Consider the following 15,723-nt stretch of genomic DNA (forward strand, 5'->3'; position numbering starts at 1 on the left):
CGGTCAAATTCAGTCGGTGGATTCAATGATCAGATAATGCGATCAATTTCGGTGATCAGAAGTTACAAAGCGTCAGATCAAACGGAATATCATTTTCGAATGCTTTGGGTTTCATGTCGCCGTCTTGCGACATATAACGTATCCATAGCATATATTTGTTGGCAGATATCTCCGGGATCGCGCCTAATTCACGCTCAACACTGACCCGTAGCAATTGATAGACCTTGCCTTGCAGCATTTGTTGGTAGCTTCCAGCTTGCGCAATGACTTTGGTGGTTGAGCCAGATTCGCGCAACAAACGCAGAACAACGTTAATTGCATCAAATAAAGGGGCAATTGGTGCAAACCAGGCAGAAATGTCTGCAAAACGCTTTTCTGCAGGATTTTTTTGCCATGCATGATAACTGGGCAGGTCAAATTCACAAGCGCCACCAGGAATGATCGTGCGTCCACGAATACTCATCAACCATTCATTGTCACGAATATTTTGCCCGGTTTTACCCGTGCTGGAGATTAATGCCGTGCTTGCGCGATCTACATCTTCCAGAACTTTATCCAACATTTCTGCCTGGACATTAGGATTGGATTTGAAACCAATAAGGGTATGTTTCTGCCGTTCAAGCTCTTGCAGTAGATCAGATTTCAGGTCAGCACGACCAGCCACTTCCAACATTTCGAAAATGGTTGCGAGTGCAACATGATGTTGCAGTGGGTCGGATTGATGCAGGAAAAATGTAAATTTTTCGTACAGGTCTTCCAACCTTAGTAGCGTGCGAATACGCTCGTTGAAAGGGTATTCGTAAACAATCAAAATAGTGTCCCTGTTTAAATTTATGCCAATCTATGCTTCACATGATTCTGAACCATACGGTTGAAAATTACAAACATCATGTAAAGTTTTTTTTTGTCTCTGATGTTTTATCTGCTTACATGCAAGGCAGTTGCCGATTCGAACTTCTAGGCGTCACTTTTATTGTTTGCTGCGCTTGCAAGTGTTAAGTACTGCAGATGTAAAGTTTGAACCTGCATTTTTACCGAGTTTAGGTCAGTTTCGTTCACAATAATATCATCGGCAGCAGCCAGTCTTTGTTCTCTGCTCGCCTGTGCCCGCATGATAGCCTGAACTTGCTCCTGATTTAAATTATTTCTTTTCATTACTCTGTTAATCTGTGTTTCTTCCTTGCAGTCGACTACCAGAATACGATCTACCCGTCCGCGCCAGTTGCCTGATTCTACTAACAACGGCACTGCGAAAATGACGTAAGGGGTAGTTGCCATGGCCGCCAGATGCTCACATTGCTGGCGTATCAACGGATGGAGTATTTGTTCCAGTTTCCTTTTAGCAGTGCCATCAGAAAAAACCAGTTCACGCATCCATTGGCGATCCATTGCACCATTGGCCGCAATGGCTGATGCACCGAATTGTTGCCCTATTGCAGCGATTGCTAAGCCATCCGGCGCTGTCAACTGATGGGCGATCGCATCGGTATCAATTACTACAATACCTTGTGCTTCAAATAGGTCAGCAACCGTCGATTTACCGCTACCGATGCCGCCCGTCAGGCCGATGGCATAATGCGCAGATAGGTGCTCTGCCATCAGATATAACCCAGATAAAGGTGGGTTAATTCATTGCCCCAAATTAACGCTATTAAACCGGCACCGGCAAGGTAAGGACCAAATGGCAGCGGCGTATCCCGACCTCGTTTTGATAAGACGATCATGGCGATACCAACTACTGCGCCGACGACAGAGGAAAGTAAGATAATGATTGGCAACATCGTCCAGCCCATCCATGCACCTAAGGCTGCTAATAATTTGAAGTCGCCGTAGCCCATTCCCTCTTTACCAGTAATAAATTTGAAGATCCAAAAAATGGACCATAATGACAGATAGCCTGCCACTGCGCCGATGACGGCGGATGATAAAGAGCAAAATGTCCCGTTCAGATTGACCAATAAACCCAGCCATAACAAGGAAAGTGTCAAATCATCCGGCAATAGTTGGGTATCGGCATCAATCATTGTCATAGCAATGAGCAGGAACCCAAAAAACATGGCAGATATGCCTGCCAAACCACTACCGAAATGCCAGATAATCCCTGCAGATAATAATCCCGTAACGAGTTCGACGATCGGATAACGAATCGAAATCGTGGCTTTACAGCCGCGACATTTCCCCCCAATGGCGATGTAACTGAAGACGGGTATGTTCTCCATGGCGGTGATCTGATGCCCACAGTGTGGACATGCCGACCGAGGAACGACCAGGTTAAAAGGTGAGGTGTGCGGTAATTCTTTACCTGTCTCATGGGCAACAAAATTCTCTGCCTCACGCTGCATCATCTTCGGTAGACGGTAAATGACGACGTTTAAAAAACTACCAATCAGCAACCCGAAAATTCCTAAAACAATACTACTGAAGGTATTTCCGGGGAGTTTAAAAAAAATTTCCTGTAACATCAGACCACAGATCCCAATTTGAAAATTGGCAGATACATGGCAACCACCAAACCGCCAATAACCACACCGAGAATGACCATAATGAGCGGTTCCATTAAACTTGAGAGGGAAGCGACTGCCTCGTCAACTTCTTCTTCGTAAAAGTCTGCTACTTTACCGAGCATGCTGTCAAGGGCACCAGATTCTTCACCAATAGCAACCATTTGCGTCACCATATTAGGGAATAAATTGGTATTTTGCATTGCTACTGTAAGGCTGGTACCTGTACTCACTTCAGTTTGGATTTTGATTGTGCCGTCAAGATAAACCGCATTACCTGAAGCGCCGCCGACTGAATCGAGCGATTCGACCAACGGTACACCGGCAGCAAACATGGTTGAAAGCGTTCTGGTCCATCTGGCGATGGTGGCTTTTCTGATAATGGCACCAAAAATAGGTGCTTGCAGCAAAATTCTATCCATTGCTCTTTGCATTTCTAAAGAGCGACGCCAGGTTTGGAAGAAGAAATACAGTGACCCAAAAATGGAACCGAAAATCAAGTACCAATAAGTGACCACAAAATCGGAAATCGCCATCACGATCAAGGTTGGGGCAGGCAAATCTGCGCCAAAGCTAGAAAAAACTTGTTTAAACGCAGGCACCACGAAAATCATAATGACGGCGGTAACGACAAAAGCCACCGAAAGAATTGCAATCGGGTAAGTTAATGCCGATTTAATTTTCTTTTTAATCGCTAAGGTTTTTTCTTTATAAATGGCAAGTCGGGTCAATAAATCTTCCAGGATACCAGCTTGTTCACCCGCACCAACAAGGTTGCAAAATAGCGGATCAAAATAGAGCGGAAATTTACGGAAAGCCTGATTCAGGCTCGTTCCCGTCTCCACATCGCCGCGTATGTCTTGCAATAGTTTCGATACAGAAGGATTCGCATTGCCTTTCGCCACAATATCAAAAGACTGCAACAGCGGAACACCCGCTTTCATCATGGTTGCTAACTGGCGTGTAAATAGCGTGATGTCAGCATCGGTGATTTTTTTCCCAGAGCTGTAGGATTTCTTTTTGAGTTTCGTTACTAAGATGCCTTGGCGGCGCAAAGTCGCGTTAACAATAGCTTCACCGCCGGCTCGCAGTTCCCCTTGCACCGATTTGCCATACTTGTCTTTACCTTCCCAGGCATAAATAACTTCTTTTGCTGGTTTGATGGTTTTGGCGGGATTAGTTGCCATGTGACTGCTCTCCGGTTATTCGTTGGTACATCCAAGAACCTCTTCCAAGCTAGTGAGCCCTTGTTTAACTTTCATCAGTCCAGACTGGCGCAGATTTCTGACGCCGTCGCGTTGTGCTTGTTCTTCAATTTCCATCGCACTTCCACTGGCCAGAATAATACGTTCGATGGCATTGGAGATCGGCATTAACTGATAAATACCAACCCTGCCTTTATAACCGTTTCCGCCGCAGCGTTCGCAGCCAACTGGTTCGTAAGGCTTCCAGGAACCATCCAATTCTTCTTTTTTAAAACCAGCTTGAATCAGGACTTCATCGAGGATTTCTGTTGGTCGTTTGCAAGTGCATAAACGACGTGCCAGCCGCTGTGCGGTAATCAATATGACGGAAGAGGCGATATTAAACGGCAACACGCCCATATTCATGAGGCGAGTCAGTGTCGACGGCGCGTCATTGGTATGCAGGGTCGAAAATACCATATGGCCGGTTTGCGCAGCTTTAATTGCGATATCTGCGGTCTCTAAGTCGCGAATCTCACCGACCATGATGACGTCAGGATCTTGACGCAAAAAAGACTTCAAGGCAGCCGCGAAGGTTAATCCGGCTTTATCATTGACGTTGACCTGATTGACGCCTGGCAAGTTAATCTCTGCCGGATCTTCAGCAGTTGAGATATTGATGCCCGGTTTATTAATAACGTTCAGGCAGGTATAAAGTGAGACTGTTTTACCGGAACCTGTTGGCCCGGTTACAAGTACCATGCCATACGGACGCTGAATGGCATTCATCAGAATTTCTTTTTGATCTGGATCGTAACCTAAGGCATCAATCCCCATTTGTGCCTGCGATCCGTCGAGAATACGCATAACGATTTTTTCGCCAAACAGGGTCGGCAGGGTACTTACGCGGAAATCAATCGACTTTTTGGCGTTCAAATGTAGCTTCATCCGTCCATCTTGCGGAATACGCTTTTCGGAAATATCTAATTTTGAGATGACCTTAATCCGTGAGGATAGCTTGTCTTTGATGGCCAGTGGAGGTTGCGCGATTTCGCGCAGTTCGCCGTCGATACGGAAGCGTATCCGGTAAAATTTTTCGAACGGTTCAAAGTGTAAATCGGAAGCGCCCATATTGATCGCATCGATCAGCATTTTTTGCAAAAATTTGACGATAGGGGCATCGTCGACTTCATTTGCTTGCGCGTCAATGGCCGCTTGCCCGCTATCGTCTTCTTTGAATTCAAATTCAAAGTCATCGCCAGCCAGATCGCTGAGACTCTGTTCGGAGGTTTTGCCGATCTTTTCCAGTAATTTCGTCAGCGCATCATGCTGAACCATCACCAGTTCAATGGCTAAATTTGTCTGGAATTTAACTTGATCGATTGCTGAATTATTGGTTGGATCAGATACGGCGAGGGTAAGTTTGTTCCCTTTTTTTGCAATCGGCACCAAGCGCTGCAGCTGCATCAATTTTTGGTCAACTAATTTTTCTGGAAGTGCGCTTTCATCGATCGCAACCAGATCCAAAAGTGGATAGCCGAAAGTTTCCGAACAAAAATTCGCCAGATCGCGAGGCGTAATAAATTGACTTTGAAGCAGGCTATCGATAAACGACAGTTTATCGGCTTGGGCTTTCTTTGAAACGGTGTCGACCTGTACATTGCTGAGCAAATTTCCTTGCATCAGGGCGCGTGCCAGGCCTGAGGTCAAAACGGGTGTTGCAGAGGGTGGTGGGGCTGCGGACATAGTGACTCTAATTGTAGGTTTCCAAAACAAGCGTTGCTTCGCGATAATGCAACTGATGCTGAGTTTTGTAAAGACATCCTACTTTTTTTTACATCTGGAGGGTACGCACACAGTAAAAAATGTTGCCTTTACTGCGCAAGTATTCAGTTTTGGGACATGCCAAAACCCGCTGCGGAATCTTGCGTTTGAGTCGGTTTGAGTGCGTATTACTGTTGTCGAAGCCAGATTGTGATTACCTTGTATGACACAAACATGGTATCGGGCAGCGTAAAAGGTAGCATAACTCAATGCTCTTTTGCCTGCCGTTTGCAAACCGGGTGACTTTAGATAATTCAGACCTTGGCTACAAGCTGCATTCGCAGTTTGTAACCTGAGCGCACTGATTTATTTAGTGATTGCGGTGTACGGCAAAATTGCTTAATGCCAGCAGCGCCGATTTATAGACTGATTCTGGCAATGATTGTATTGCAGCAGACGCACGTTCGGCGGCGAGTACCGCTTGCTGCGTTGTGTAGCCTAGCGCGCCTGATTGCGTAATGGCAGTTAAAATCGCATTAAATTGTGATTCGTCACCTTGCTCAATACATAAGCGAACTAATTCTCTCTCAGTATCGCTGCCGTGTTTCATCAAATAGATGAGAGGCAAAGTTGGTTTGCCTTCACGCAGATCATCTCCGACGTTTTTGCCGATATCTTCGGCATTGCCAGAATAATCTAATACATCATCAATTAGTTGGAACGCCGTGCCTATGCAGCGTCCGTATTCCGCAGCAGCGTTGATTTGTTCTTCGTTTGCACCAGCAATCAAAGCGCCAATTTCAGCTGCCGCTTCAAACAGTTTGGCTGTTTTGGAGCGGATTACTTGCAAATAGCGTTCTTCAGTGACATCTGGATCGTGCATATTCAGCAATTGCAAAACTTCACCTTCGGCAATTACATTGGTAGCATCCGCCAGAATTTGCATCACTCGCATGCTGTTAATGGATACCATCATTTGAAATGCACGCGAATACAAAAAGTCACCGACCAGCACGGAAGCCGCATTACCAAATAAGGCGTTTGCCGTCTGGCGGCCACGGCGCAGAGACGATTCGTCGACGACATCATCGTGCAACAACGTCGCAGTATGAATAAACTCGACAATAGCTGCCAATTCGTGATGGTGTTTGCCTTGGTAGCCATAAGCGTTAGCAACCAACAATACTAAAACCGGACGGATACGCTTTCCACCAGCACTGATAATATACTCAGCGATCTGATTGACCAAAGCGACGTCGGAGTGCAGCTGTTGGCGGATAACTTGATTAACCGCCGACATATCCAAGGCAATTACGTCGGTAATAGGGTTCTGTTGTACGGTGGCAGACAAGGGGTAATCCTGCTAATTAATCCAAGACGCAGATTATACGATGTTGTGATCAAATTTGCTCTTCCCAGTAATGTTAAAAAGCAGAACTTTTCATGCTTTTTATCAAAATACGATCAATATGCTGATTTGTTGATCGATACGTAAGGTCTTTCTGTGCTGAAAAATTATGCAAATTGTCTTTGACGCTGACTATAAGTCTATGTATAATTTGGGGTTTTCCCGAATTCCTAAGTAAATTTTGGGGCGGGGAAGAAAATCCTTTTATTTATTCGATGAGGTTTCACATGTACGCGGTCATAAAAACCGGAGGCAAACAATACAAAGTTGTCGCTGGTGAAAAACTTAAAGTAGAACAGATACCTGCAGACATTGGCTCCGAATTCACCATTGATCAAGTACTCGCTATGGGTGCTGGAGAAACCATTAAATTTGGTACTCCGTTGGTTGCAGGTGCTACGGTGCTGGTTAAGGTAATAGATCACGGTCGTCACGACAAAGTGCGCATTTTCAAAATGCGTCGTCGTAAGCATTACCAGAAGCGTCAAGGCCACCGCCAAAACTTTACTGAACTGCAAATCGTATCTATCAACGGTTAATCTCTGATTATCTGTTAATTACCAGTATCCAAGGAGCTATTAAATGGCACACAAAAAAGGCGGCGGCACCACGCGCAACGGCCGTGACTCAGAGTCAAAACGCTTAGGCGTTAAAGTTTACGGCGGCCAGGCAATCAATGCTGGCGGTATCATCATTCGTCAACGCGGTACACGTGTACACGCTGGTGAAAATGTTGGTATGGGCAAAGATCACACTTTATTCGCTCTGATTGACGGTAAAGTACAATTCGCAATTAAAGGTGCTAACAAGCACCAATACGCGATTGTTGTTGCAGCCTAAGTTTTGAAGTAATTCAAAGCAAGGCGCAAGCCAATACGACAAAAAGGCTCTGCCATTGGTAGAGCCTTTTTAGTTTCGAGAGATCCTGTATAAATCGGTTGCTCTCCCATTGCCGTACACAGCGTGTACATATAATTAAAACTTTGAATTTGCTCTTGCCTGACTAAAATAGGGTATCCAGTCCTTATTGCTGCCATTTTTGCTGAAGTGATCGTCCCAGATATGGCAAAAAATAAAACATTCATAGTTTTGATTCGATAATGGATCCCATCCGGGACGCAAGGATTTATACAAGCTTTTTTAGGTGCTTAAAAATGAAATTTATTGACGAAGCCAGAATTGAAGTCATCGCCGGTGACGGTGGTAATGGTGTTGCCTCTTTCTGTCGAGAAAAATTCCGCCCGTTCGGCGGTCCTGACGGCGGCGATGGTGGCCGTGGCGGTAGTATTTGGGCGGTCGCTGACCGAAATATCAATACCTTGGTTGATTATCGCTATTCTAAATTGCACAAAGCTAAAGATGGCGAAAATGGCCGTGGCGCTGATTGCTACGGCAAAGGTGCGGACGATATTTTCCTGAGGATGCCTGTGGGAACCTTGATTGCTGACCGCAACACCGACGAAGTGATTGCTGATTTGACCGAACACGGTCAACAGGTTGAGCTCGTTAAAGGCGGTGAGGGTGGTTGGGGCAATATTCACTTCAAGACTTCTACCAACCGCGCACCACGTCAACGGACCGAGGGTAAAGAAGGCGAACGTCGGGAATTGCGTCTGGAATTGAAAGTGTTGGCAGACGTTGGTTTGCTCGGGTTACCAAATGCGGGTAAATCCACATTTATTACCGCTGTGTCCAATGCTCGTCCAAAGATCGCTGATTACCCATTTACAACTTTGCATCCGAATCTGGGTATGGTTCGCGTCAGTCACGAAAAGAGTTTTGTGATTGCCGATATTCCGGGTTTGATCGAAGGGGCTGCTGATGGTGTCGGCTTGGGCGTACAATTCTTGAAACATTTGCAACGTACCGGTTTGCTTTTGCATATCGTTGATCTGGCACCATTTGATGATAATGTTGATCCGGTCAAGGATGCCAAAGCTCTCATCAAAGAATTGCGTAAATACGATGAAAGCTTGTACGACAAACCACGTTGGTTGGTGTTGAACAAACTTGATGTCTTGAGTGAAGATGAGCGCAAGAAGAAGGTCAAAGACTTTGTGAAGCGTTTTGGCTGGAAAGGCCCTGTATTTGAGATTTCCGCTTTGAATCGCGAAGGTTGCGAAGACTTGGTCATGGCAATCTATAAAGATATTGAAGAAAAACGCACGCAGGAACAGCGTTCACAAGAAACCCAAATGAAAGAAGAAGCGCAAGGCATCTTGTCGATCGATCCAGATGATCCTCGTTTCAAAGTATGGGAAGACTAAACCTGCGCGGTGAATGTTTTCGAAAAAGCCTGATTCGTAAAGCGATCAGGCTTTTTTTATTGGTCGACCCTAAGCTAAAACGGATCGATGGAAAAATAGACTATTGATAATTTTTCGAGATATTTGGTAATGAAAATTTAATATACCTAAATTTAATTTAGAATATTCATCAAGTATCAACATAAAGTATAATTTTAAGCTTTCTTGTCCATACAAGGTCTTATTTTCGCCATGCATTCTGTGATTCAACAAGCAAAGCGCCTGATTATCAAAGTAGGTTCATCTTTAGTCACCAATGATGGCAAGGGCTTGGACAGTCTCGCCATACAGAAATGGGCAGCGCAAATCGCGGCGTTACGTGCGATGGGCAAAGAAGTGGTGTTAGTGAGCTCAGGCGCAATTGCAGAAGGTCGCCAACGGCTCGGCTTCGATAAGCGCCCGACAGGGATTCACGAGTTACAGGCTTGTGCAGCAGTCGGTCAAATGGGCTTGGCGCAAATTTATGAAAGCAGTTTTCGGGCGCACAACATTGGCACTGCACAGATTCTGTTGACGCATGCTGATCTGGCAGACCGCGAGCGTTATCTGAATGCGCGGTCGACCCTGTTTACCTTGTTACGCTTTGGGATTGTGCCGATTATCAATGAGAATGATACCGTCGTTACCGATGAAATTAAATTTGGCGACAATGATACGCTTGGGGCCTTGGTCGCGAATTTGATCGAAGCCGACGCCTTAATTATTTTGACTGATCAACGTGGACTCTACACCGCTGATCCACGTAAAAATCCTGATGCGCAGTTTGTACATGAGGCAAAAGCTGGCGATTTGGCGTTGGAGGCCATGGCTGGCGGTGCGGGGTCGAATTTAGGCAGTGGAGGTATGTTGACAAAGATTCTGGCTGCGAAGCGCGGCGCAAAGTCTGGTGCACATACGGTGATTGCCTGGGGGCGTGAAGATGATGTGCTGGTGCGCCTCGCCAATGGCGAAGCCATTGGTACGCAACTGGTTTCTGAAATGGCACCATTAGCCGCGCGCAAACAGTGGATGGCAGATCATTTACAGACGGCTGGACAAATTAAGCTCGATGCCGGTGCGGTGCAAAAGCTGACGATGGAGGGAAAGTCCTTATTGCCGATTGGTGTGCTGGAAGTTTTGGGTGAATTTGGACGTGGTGAATTAGTTACTTGCATCGATGAAGCGGGTCGAACCATTGCGCGAGGCTTGTCTAATTACGGTAGTGCTGATGCGCGTAAAATTAAACGCAAACCTTCAGCAGAGATCGCCGCCATACTCGGTTTCGTGGAAGAGCCTGAGTTGATACATCGGGATAATCTGGTGATTGTGTAAATGCTGAATATCTGAATATCTGAATCGCTGAATGTCGCATATAAAGTAGGCATTAAAAAAGGGCACTGCGATGCCCTTTTTATTACCTGAAACCTCTTTGCCCATTGAGCTGATTGAATTTGAAAATAAGGAAAATGAAATACCAAATAACAATAGTGGACCCAATATTTGACTCAACAGTCGTTCCACTAGCGAGTACCACTGTACGGCAAACTTCTTCCTTCCAGACGGTTAGTTAAAAACGGCACTTTGCCGGCGACGGAAGTTCCTTCGCAGAAAAACTCGGTAAACAATATATGGTGTTGTTTATTTGCCGCAGTGTTTGAAATACGGAACCAATCGTCGCGGCGCGAACGTGACCATGTGCCATCACTACGACCAAAAGCGTACAGCTTGTGTTCGTAAGTTTCGCAGCGGATTGCTTCATAGCTAATATTTTTAGCACCGGCATTGCTGGTGGCGATCAAAGTATAACGAACAGTACCATCGCTGCCAACGCTCAATGAAAGTTTGTCAATTGCAAAGGACTGGCTATCACTTTTATAAAAATTTAAAAGATTTTCTTGTTTTGGCGCCGCAGGTAATTGAAGTTCGACCTCAGCCCACGCTTTGTCCGGTTCGTCTGCGGGCGGGGTGGTCTGAATTGCCTGGCCAGCCTGAATCACTGGCGTATAGGCCAATAGAATCAAACTCGCCACGACAGCGCGACTGATCGTTCGCTTTAAAGAAATACATGTGGAATGTCGCATAAGAATTATTTATGTTCTTCCTGTTCAGTTTTTGGTGGTTCCACGCTTTTGTCTGCATTTTTTGCATTTGGACGCGGAGATCGATGGCGAACGCTACCTGGGTTGTCATTTCTATGAATGTAACGTGATAATTCTTGCAAGGCCATCTGATAGACGCCACGCTTGAATTCAATGACGACGTCCAATGGCACCCAATACTCATGCCAACGCCAGGCATCGAATTCAGGATGGTTGCTGGCGCGTAAATTCACATCACAGTCGCGACCCACCATGCGTAACAAAAACCAAATTTGCTTTTGCCCACGGTAATGCCCACGAATTTCACGTTTGATAAAGTGATCTGGGACCTCATAACGGAGCCAGTCACGGGTGCGGCCGATAATTTTGACATGCTCCGGCAACAAGCCTGTTTCTTCTTCCAATTCTCGAAACATCGCCTGCTCAGGAGATTCACCATACTTAATCCCGCCTTGTGGAAATTGCCAGGAATGCTCGCGCACCCGCTTTCCCCACCAGACTTGATTGTTGGCGTTAAGCAAAATTATGCCAACGTTAGGGCGGAAGCCTTCACGATCTAGCATATCTAACCTCAAAACTTTCTGTGGCTAAATGGCTTATTTTTGCAATTGAACGTGCTAAATAGCGTCGTTACGTCAAAACGGGAGCCCAATTTTCAGCGGGCAGGGGCCAGTTTGGCGAACAAATCGCGGTTTCCTTCATCAAATGTGCAAAGAGTGGGCGCATTAGCCAGCTAATCCTTTAAAATTGAGTTGATTATAACCTTCCATTTAAAAAGAATCACTGTCATGCGAGCTACTCGATTTTTTATTTCTACACTTAAAGAAGCCCCTGCCGATGCCGAAGTCGTCAGCCATAAACTGATGATGCGTGCCGGCATGATTAAACGCCTCGGTTCTGGCATCTATAACTACATGCCGATGGGCTTGCGGGTGATTCGTAAAGTGGAAAATATTATCCGCGAAGAAATGAATCGCGCCGGTGCCATTGAAATGTTGATGCCTGTCGTGCAGCCAGCAGAACTATGGCAAGAAACTGGTCGTTGGGACAAAATGGGTCCTGAACTGATGCGCGTGAAAGACCGCCATGGTCGCGATTTTATTATTCAACCGACTTCCGAAGAAGCAATTACGGATGTTGTCCGTTCCGATATTCGTTCATATCGCCAGTTGCCAGTGAACTTTTATCATATTCAGACTAAATTCCGTGATGAACGCCGTCCACGTTTTGGCTTGATGCGTGGTCGCGAGTTCACCATGAAAGATGCGTATTCTTTCGATCGTAATGTTGAAGGCTTGAAACAATCGTATCAAATCATGTTTGATGCTTACACCCGTATTTTCCAACGTTTTGGTTTGCAATTCCGTGCTGTAGCTGCGGATAACGGTGCAATCGGTGGCTCCGGGTCGCATGAATTTCACGTCATTGCTGAGACTGGCGAAGATGCTTTAGTGTATTGCCCGACTTCCGACTACGCGGCCAATATGGAAGCGGCAGAAGCGTTAGCGCTGAATGCAGCTCGCCCAGCAGCAAGTGCAGCCTTGACCAAAACAGCAACCCCAGGCAAAGCCAAGTGCGAAGATGTGGCTGAATTGTTGAGCATTCCTCTGCAAAACACCGTGAAATCTATCGTTTTGACGGTAGAAGACGAAGAAAAGGGCGACGCTGGTAAACAAGTCTGGCTGTTGTTGTTGCGCGGCGACCATGAATTGAATGAAGTGAAGACTGCAAAGGTTCCGGGGCTGGCGAATCACCGCATGGCGACCGAAGCAGAGATCGTTGAATGGTTTGGTACTAAACCAGGCTATCTGGGCCCTATCAACACTAAGAAAGCAGTCCACATCGTTGCTGATCGTACCGTAGCGAATATGGCTGACTTTGTCGTCGGTGCAAATGAAGCAGATTTCCACTTCACGGGCGCAAACTGGGGACGCGATATTCCTGAAGCCCTCGTGGCAGATTTGCGCAACGTCGTCGATGGCGATCCTTCACCAGATGGCAAAGGCGTATTAGCGATTCAACGCGGTATCGAAGTTGGTCACGTGTTCCAGTTAGGTACCCGCTATTCACAAGACATGAAGGCCACCTTCCTGGATGAAAACGGGAAGCCACAATTATTACAAATGGGCTGCTACGGTATCGGCGTGACACGTATTTTAGGTGCGGCGATCGAACAGAATTTTGACGACAAAGGGATTATCTGGCCTACCTCGATTGCGCCATTTGAAGTCGTACTCTGCCCGATGGGTATGGATCGCAGCGAAGCCGTTAAAACCGAGACAGAGAAGTTATATCAAGGTTTGCTGGCCGCAGGCGTAGATGTGATTCTGGATGACCGTGGTGAGCGTCCTGGTGCGATGTTTGCTGATTGGGAGTTGATCGGCGTACCACATCGTATCGTCATTGGTGATCGTGGTCTGAAAGATGGCAAGCTGGAATATGTAGGCCGCCGCGATGCTGAGGCGACGATTGTTCCAGTCGAAGAAATGCTGGCATTTGTTAAAGCGAAACTGGCAGCTTGAGCCTGTTTTTGCGATAAATTTATCGCTGCTTTAATTCTGGGTTGAAATATGTAAAAGTCCCTTTTGTAGTTCATGAAGATAGGATGAGCTACAGGGGGATTTTTCATCGACTGAGTTTAAGTAGTGGCGCGAGTTTCACCTGTTCAACGAGATTGTTCTTCAGGCTCAGGCTGGAATTTCTTGTTGTTTCAGGCTTAAATTAAATTCAGAAGATTGCAAAATATTGCTCCCTTCCTTTGGGAAATAATCAAAAGTGAAGTTGATCTCCGCACGTTTTTTTTGTCTCCTGACATGCACTGCATTCCTTTGCACTGGCTTCTCGCCCCAAGCCTTGGCAGGCAACCAAAAAGAAGAGGCAATGGCCGATTCGGTGCGCCTTGCGCTGTCAAAAGCCGTTTCAGACAATAGCCCACCCAAACCAAGTTTTACCAATATCGACGAACGTATCAAATACCTGAGCTGGTTGGGTGAAATGTCGATGCGTTTAAAACGTCGTATTCCCGATTATCAGACCCGCATAGAGTTACTGGAAACTGTCTGGTACGAATCAAAACGCGCCGGCCTTGACCCTGCGATGGTGATGGGGCTGATGCAAGTCGAATCCGCATTTCGAAAATATGCGACGTCCGTCGTCGGCGCGCGCGGTTATATGCAAGTTATGCCATTCTGGTCACGCGTGATCGGCGATGGCAATGCCAAGATGCTATTTAAAATGCAAACCAATTTGCGTTACGGATGCTCGATTTTGCGTATGTACATCGATATGGAAAAAGGTGATTTATACCTTGCTCTTGGCCGCTATAACGGCAGTCGTGGCAAACCTGAATATCCGAATGCGGTGCTCGCTAACTGGAAGAATTGGGAATATAAAAAGTAATGGGGCATTTGCTAGAATTCGCAATAATTTCATAATAATGGAGTTCATTAACATTAGAATTTCATTTTTGTATTCCTCCTTTTTGCCAGGACTATAATGGTTCAACTCCCTACAATTTTGCAATATTAAAAATTTTTTACGAGATACTCGAAAAAAATTCTCATCAAAAAATATGCGCAAACTTAATCTAAGTGTACTTTTTTTCAGAACGTTATGCGGCTCGTCGGCACTTTTTTTTCCTGCTTTATTTTTAATTTTTTTAGAATCAAGTACTTTAAAAATAGTGTACCCGCATTTTTTTTATTTAGCTGTCTCTTAGCTTGCGGCCTTATTTTGCTGACAAATTTTATTCAGTCGTCTGCGAGCCATATAAGGAACATTGAAATCCCAACATTGTTCTACGGAATTGGTTCTGGTTGCATAGTTTGCGCAGTTTCATTTTCTTATTTCTTTTTTACAAAAGATCTTCACAACACTCTTTTTAATCCTCAATTACTTTTACAGTTGTTGATTATTGCTTTAGGTGTGGGGCTCTATGAAGAAGTTTTTTTTCGATACTGTGTTCAAAAATTTTGTTCAAAGTTGATTGGTAAGTATTGGGGAGGCTTTATTCAAATCGTCCTTTTCGCACTGGTACATCATCCGTGGACAGTGGATGCACCATTCTTGCGATTTTTTTCTTTAATGTCTTTTGCTCTGTTGTGTACCGTATTGGCGCAATCACGATTAGGACTGCTTGCGAGTATTGGATATCACGCGGGGTACGATTCTGCGTCCTTTTATTTTTTGGGTGTCGCGCCACACTTTCGAAGTATGACAAATTGGGAGCAACTTTTTGGGATTTTTGACGAGTCAATTAATATGCGGGAACAAAATTTTGCGATGACGATGGTAATGCTGATTCAACTCACATTGAGTGTCTCAATCGGTTGGCGAATATGGAAGAAGAGTTTGGCTGAAGGGCAAGATGCTACAATTTCTGAATGTAATGCGGCGGCTTGATTGTTTTTCATTTTGTTAATTTTTATTCCCGAAAAGCCTGCAAGGATTAAATTTTACTGAATAAAATGTGCGTTGTGGTGA

Annotated in this window: 16 protein-coding genes; 7 read left to right on the forward strand and 9 right to left on the reverse strand. The window is 45.4% G+C overall.

The window, feature by feature from the left end; genetic code table 11:
* Positions 1-55: 55 nt before the first annotated feature.
* From zapD to ispB, 6 genes are all read right to left on the reverse strand, one after another.
* Positions 56-811, reverse strand: a complete 756-nt coding sequence (gene zapD / locus ACO0K1_RS02230) for a cell division protein ZapD (protein WP_423022248.1) — start codon at positions 809-811, stop codon at positions 56-58.
* A gap of 146 nt (positions 812-957) precedes the next feature.
* On the reverse strand, positions 958-1,599 hold the full coding sequence (coaE, locus tag ACO0K1_RS02235; RefSeq protein WP_423022250.1) for a dephospho-CoA kinase: 642 nt from the start codon (positions 1,597-1,599) through the stop codon (positions 958-960).
* The gene (locus ACO0K1_RS02240) at positions 1,599-2,462 is read right to left on the reverse strand and encodes a prepilin peptidase (RefSeq protein WP_423022252.1); all 864 of its coding nucleotides are present in this window, start codon (positions 2,460-2,462) and stop codon (positions 1,599-1,601) included. Before ACO0K1_RS02240 ends, coaE begins: the two co-directional genes overlap by 1 nt.
* Positions 2,462-3,688, reverse strand: a complete 1,227-nt coding sequence (locus ACO0K1_RS02245) for a type II secretion system F family protein (protein ID WP_423022254.1) — start codon at positions 3,686-3,688, stop codon at positions 2,462-2,464. Before ACO0K1_RS02245 ends, ACO0K1_RS02240 begins: the two co-directional genes overlap by 1 nt.
* Positions 3,689-3,703: 15 nt before the next feature.
* The gene (gene pilB / locus ACO0K1_RS02250) at positions 3,704-5,431 is read right to left on the reverse strand and encodes a type IV-A pilus assembly ATPase PilB (RefSeq protein WP_423022256.1); all 1,728 of its coding nucleotides are present in this window, start codon (positions 5,429-5,431) and stop codon (positions 3,704-3,706) included.
* Between the two features lie 388 nt (positions 5,432-5,819).
* Entirely contained in the window at positions 5,820-6,800 is a 981-nt protein-coding gene (gene ispB, locus ACO0K1_RS02255; protein ID WP_423022258.1) for an octaprenyl diphosphate synthase, read from the reverse strand.
* Positions 6,801-7,084: 284 nt separating this feature from the next.
* Here ispB and rplU point away from each other — a divergent pair, with 284 nt between their 5' ends.
* The gene (gene rplU / locus ACO0K1_RS02260; protein WP_186911318.1) at positions 7,085-7,396 is read left to right on the forward strand and encodes a 50S ribosomal protein L21; all 312 of its coding nucleotides are present in this window, start codon (positions 7,085-7,087) and stop codon (positions 7,394-7,396) included.
* 43 nt (positions 7,397-7,439) lie between these two features.
* On the forward strand, positions 7,440-7,697 hold the full coding sequence (gene rpmA / locus ACO0K1_RS02265; protein ID WP_186911319.1) for a 50S ribosomal protein L27: 258 nt from the start codon (positions 7,440-7,442) through the stop codon (positions 7,695-7,697).
* Here rpmA and ACO0K1_RS02270 read toward each other — a convergent pair.
* On the reverse strand, positions 7,694-7,942 hold the full coding sequence (locus ACO0K1_RS02270) for a hypothetical protein (protein WP_423022260.1): 249 nt from the start codon (positions 7,940-7,942) through the stop codon (positions 7,694-7,696). The genes rpmA and ACO0K1_RS02270 overlap by 4 nt on opposite strands.
* A gap of 69 nt (positions 7,943-8,011) precedes the next feature.
* Between ACO0K1_RS02270 and obgE the strand changes: the two genes are divergently transcribed.
* Both obgE and proB read left to right on the forward strand, forming a co-directional pair.
* Positions 8,012-9,124 carry a GTPase ObgE gene (gene obgE / locus ACO0K1_RS02275; protein ID WP_422991098.1) on the forward strand — a complete coding sequence of 371 codons (1,113 nt, stop codon included), beginning with the start codon at positions 8,012-8,014 and terminating at the stop codon, positions 9,122-9,124.
* Positions 9,125-9,355: 231 nt separating this feature from the next.
* Entirely contained in the window at positions 9,356-10,474 is a 1,119-nt protein-coding gene (gene proB, locus ACO0K1_RS02280; protein WP_423022262.1) for a glutamate 5-kinase, read from the forward strand.
* 188 nt (positions 10,475-10,662) lie between these two features.
* On the opposite strand, the gene ACO0K1_RS02285 is transcribed toward proB, so the two are convergent.
* Both ACO0K1_RS02285 and ACO0K1_RS02290 read right to left on the reverse strand, forming a co-directional pair.
* Positions 10,663-11,223, reverse strand: coding sequence for a CNP1-like family protein (locus tag ACO0K1_RS02285; RefSeq protein ID WP_423022264.1), 561 nt, complete (start codon positions 11,221-11,223; stop codon positions 10,663-10,665).
* Positions 11,224-11,228: 5 nt separating this feature from the next.
* Complete coding sequence (locus tag ACO0K1_RS02290) at positions 11,229-11,804, reverse strand: RNA pyrophosphohydrolase (protein ID WP_423022266.1); 576 nt, start codon at positions 11,802-11,804, stop codon at positions 11,229-11,231.
* Positions 11,805-12,029: 225 nt separating this feature from the next.
* Here ACO0K1_RS02290 and ACO0K1_RS02295 point away from each other — a divergent pair, with 225 nt between their 5' ends.
* The 3 genes from ACO0K1_RS02295 (at position 12,030) to ACO0K1_RS02305 (ending at position 15,642) form a co-directional block, all read left to right on the forward strand.
* Positions 12,030-13,763, forward strand: a complete 1,734-nt coding sequence (locus ACO0K1_RS02295; protein ID WP_423022268.1) for a proline--tRNA ligase — start codon at positions 12,030-12,032, stop codon at positions 13,761-13,763.
* A 358-nt stretch (positions 13,764-14,121) separates the two neighbouring features.
* Positions 14,122-14,640, forward strand: a complete 519-nt coding sequence (locus ACO0K1_RS02300) for a lytic transglycosylase domain-containing protein (RefSeq protein WP_423022270.1) — start codon at positions 14,122-14,124, stop codon at positions 14,638-14,640.
* A gap of 333 nt (positions 14,641-14,973) precedes the next feature.
* The gene (locus ACO0K1_RS02305; RefSeq protein ID WP_423022272.1) at positions 14,974-15,642 is read left to right on the forward strand and encodes a CPBP family intramembrane glutamic endopeptidase; all 669 of its coding nucleotides are present in this window, start codon (positions 14,974-14,976) and stop codon (positions 15,640-15,642) included.
* Positions 15,643-15,723 lie beyond the last annotated feature (81 nt).

It is taken from the genome of Undibacterium sp. SXout20W (assembly GCF_049340285.1).
In the GTDB taxonomy this organism is placed as follows: Bacteria; Pseudomonadota; Gammaproteobacteria; order Burkholderiales; family Burkholderiaceae_D; genus Undibacterium.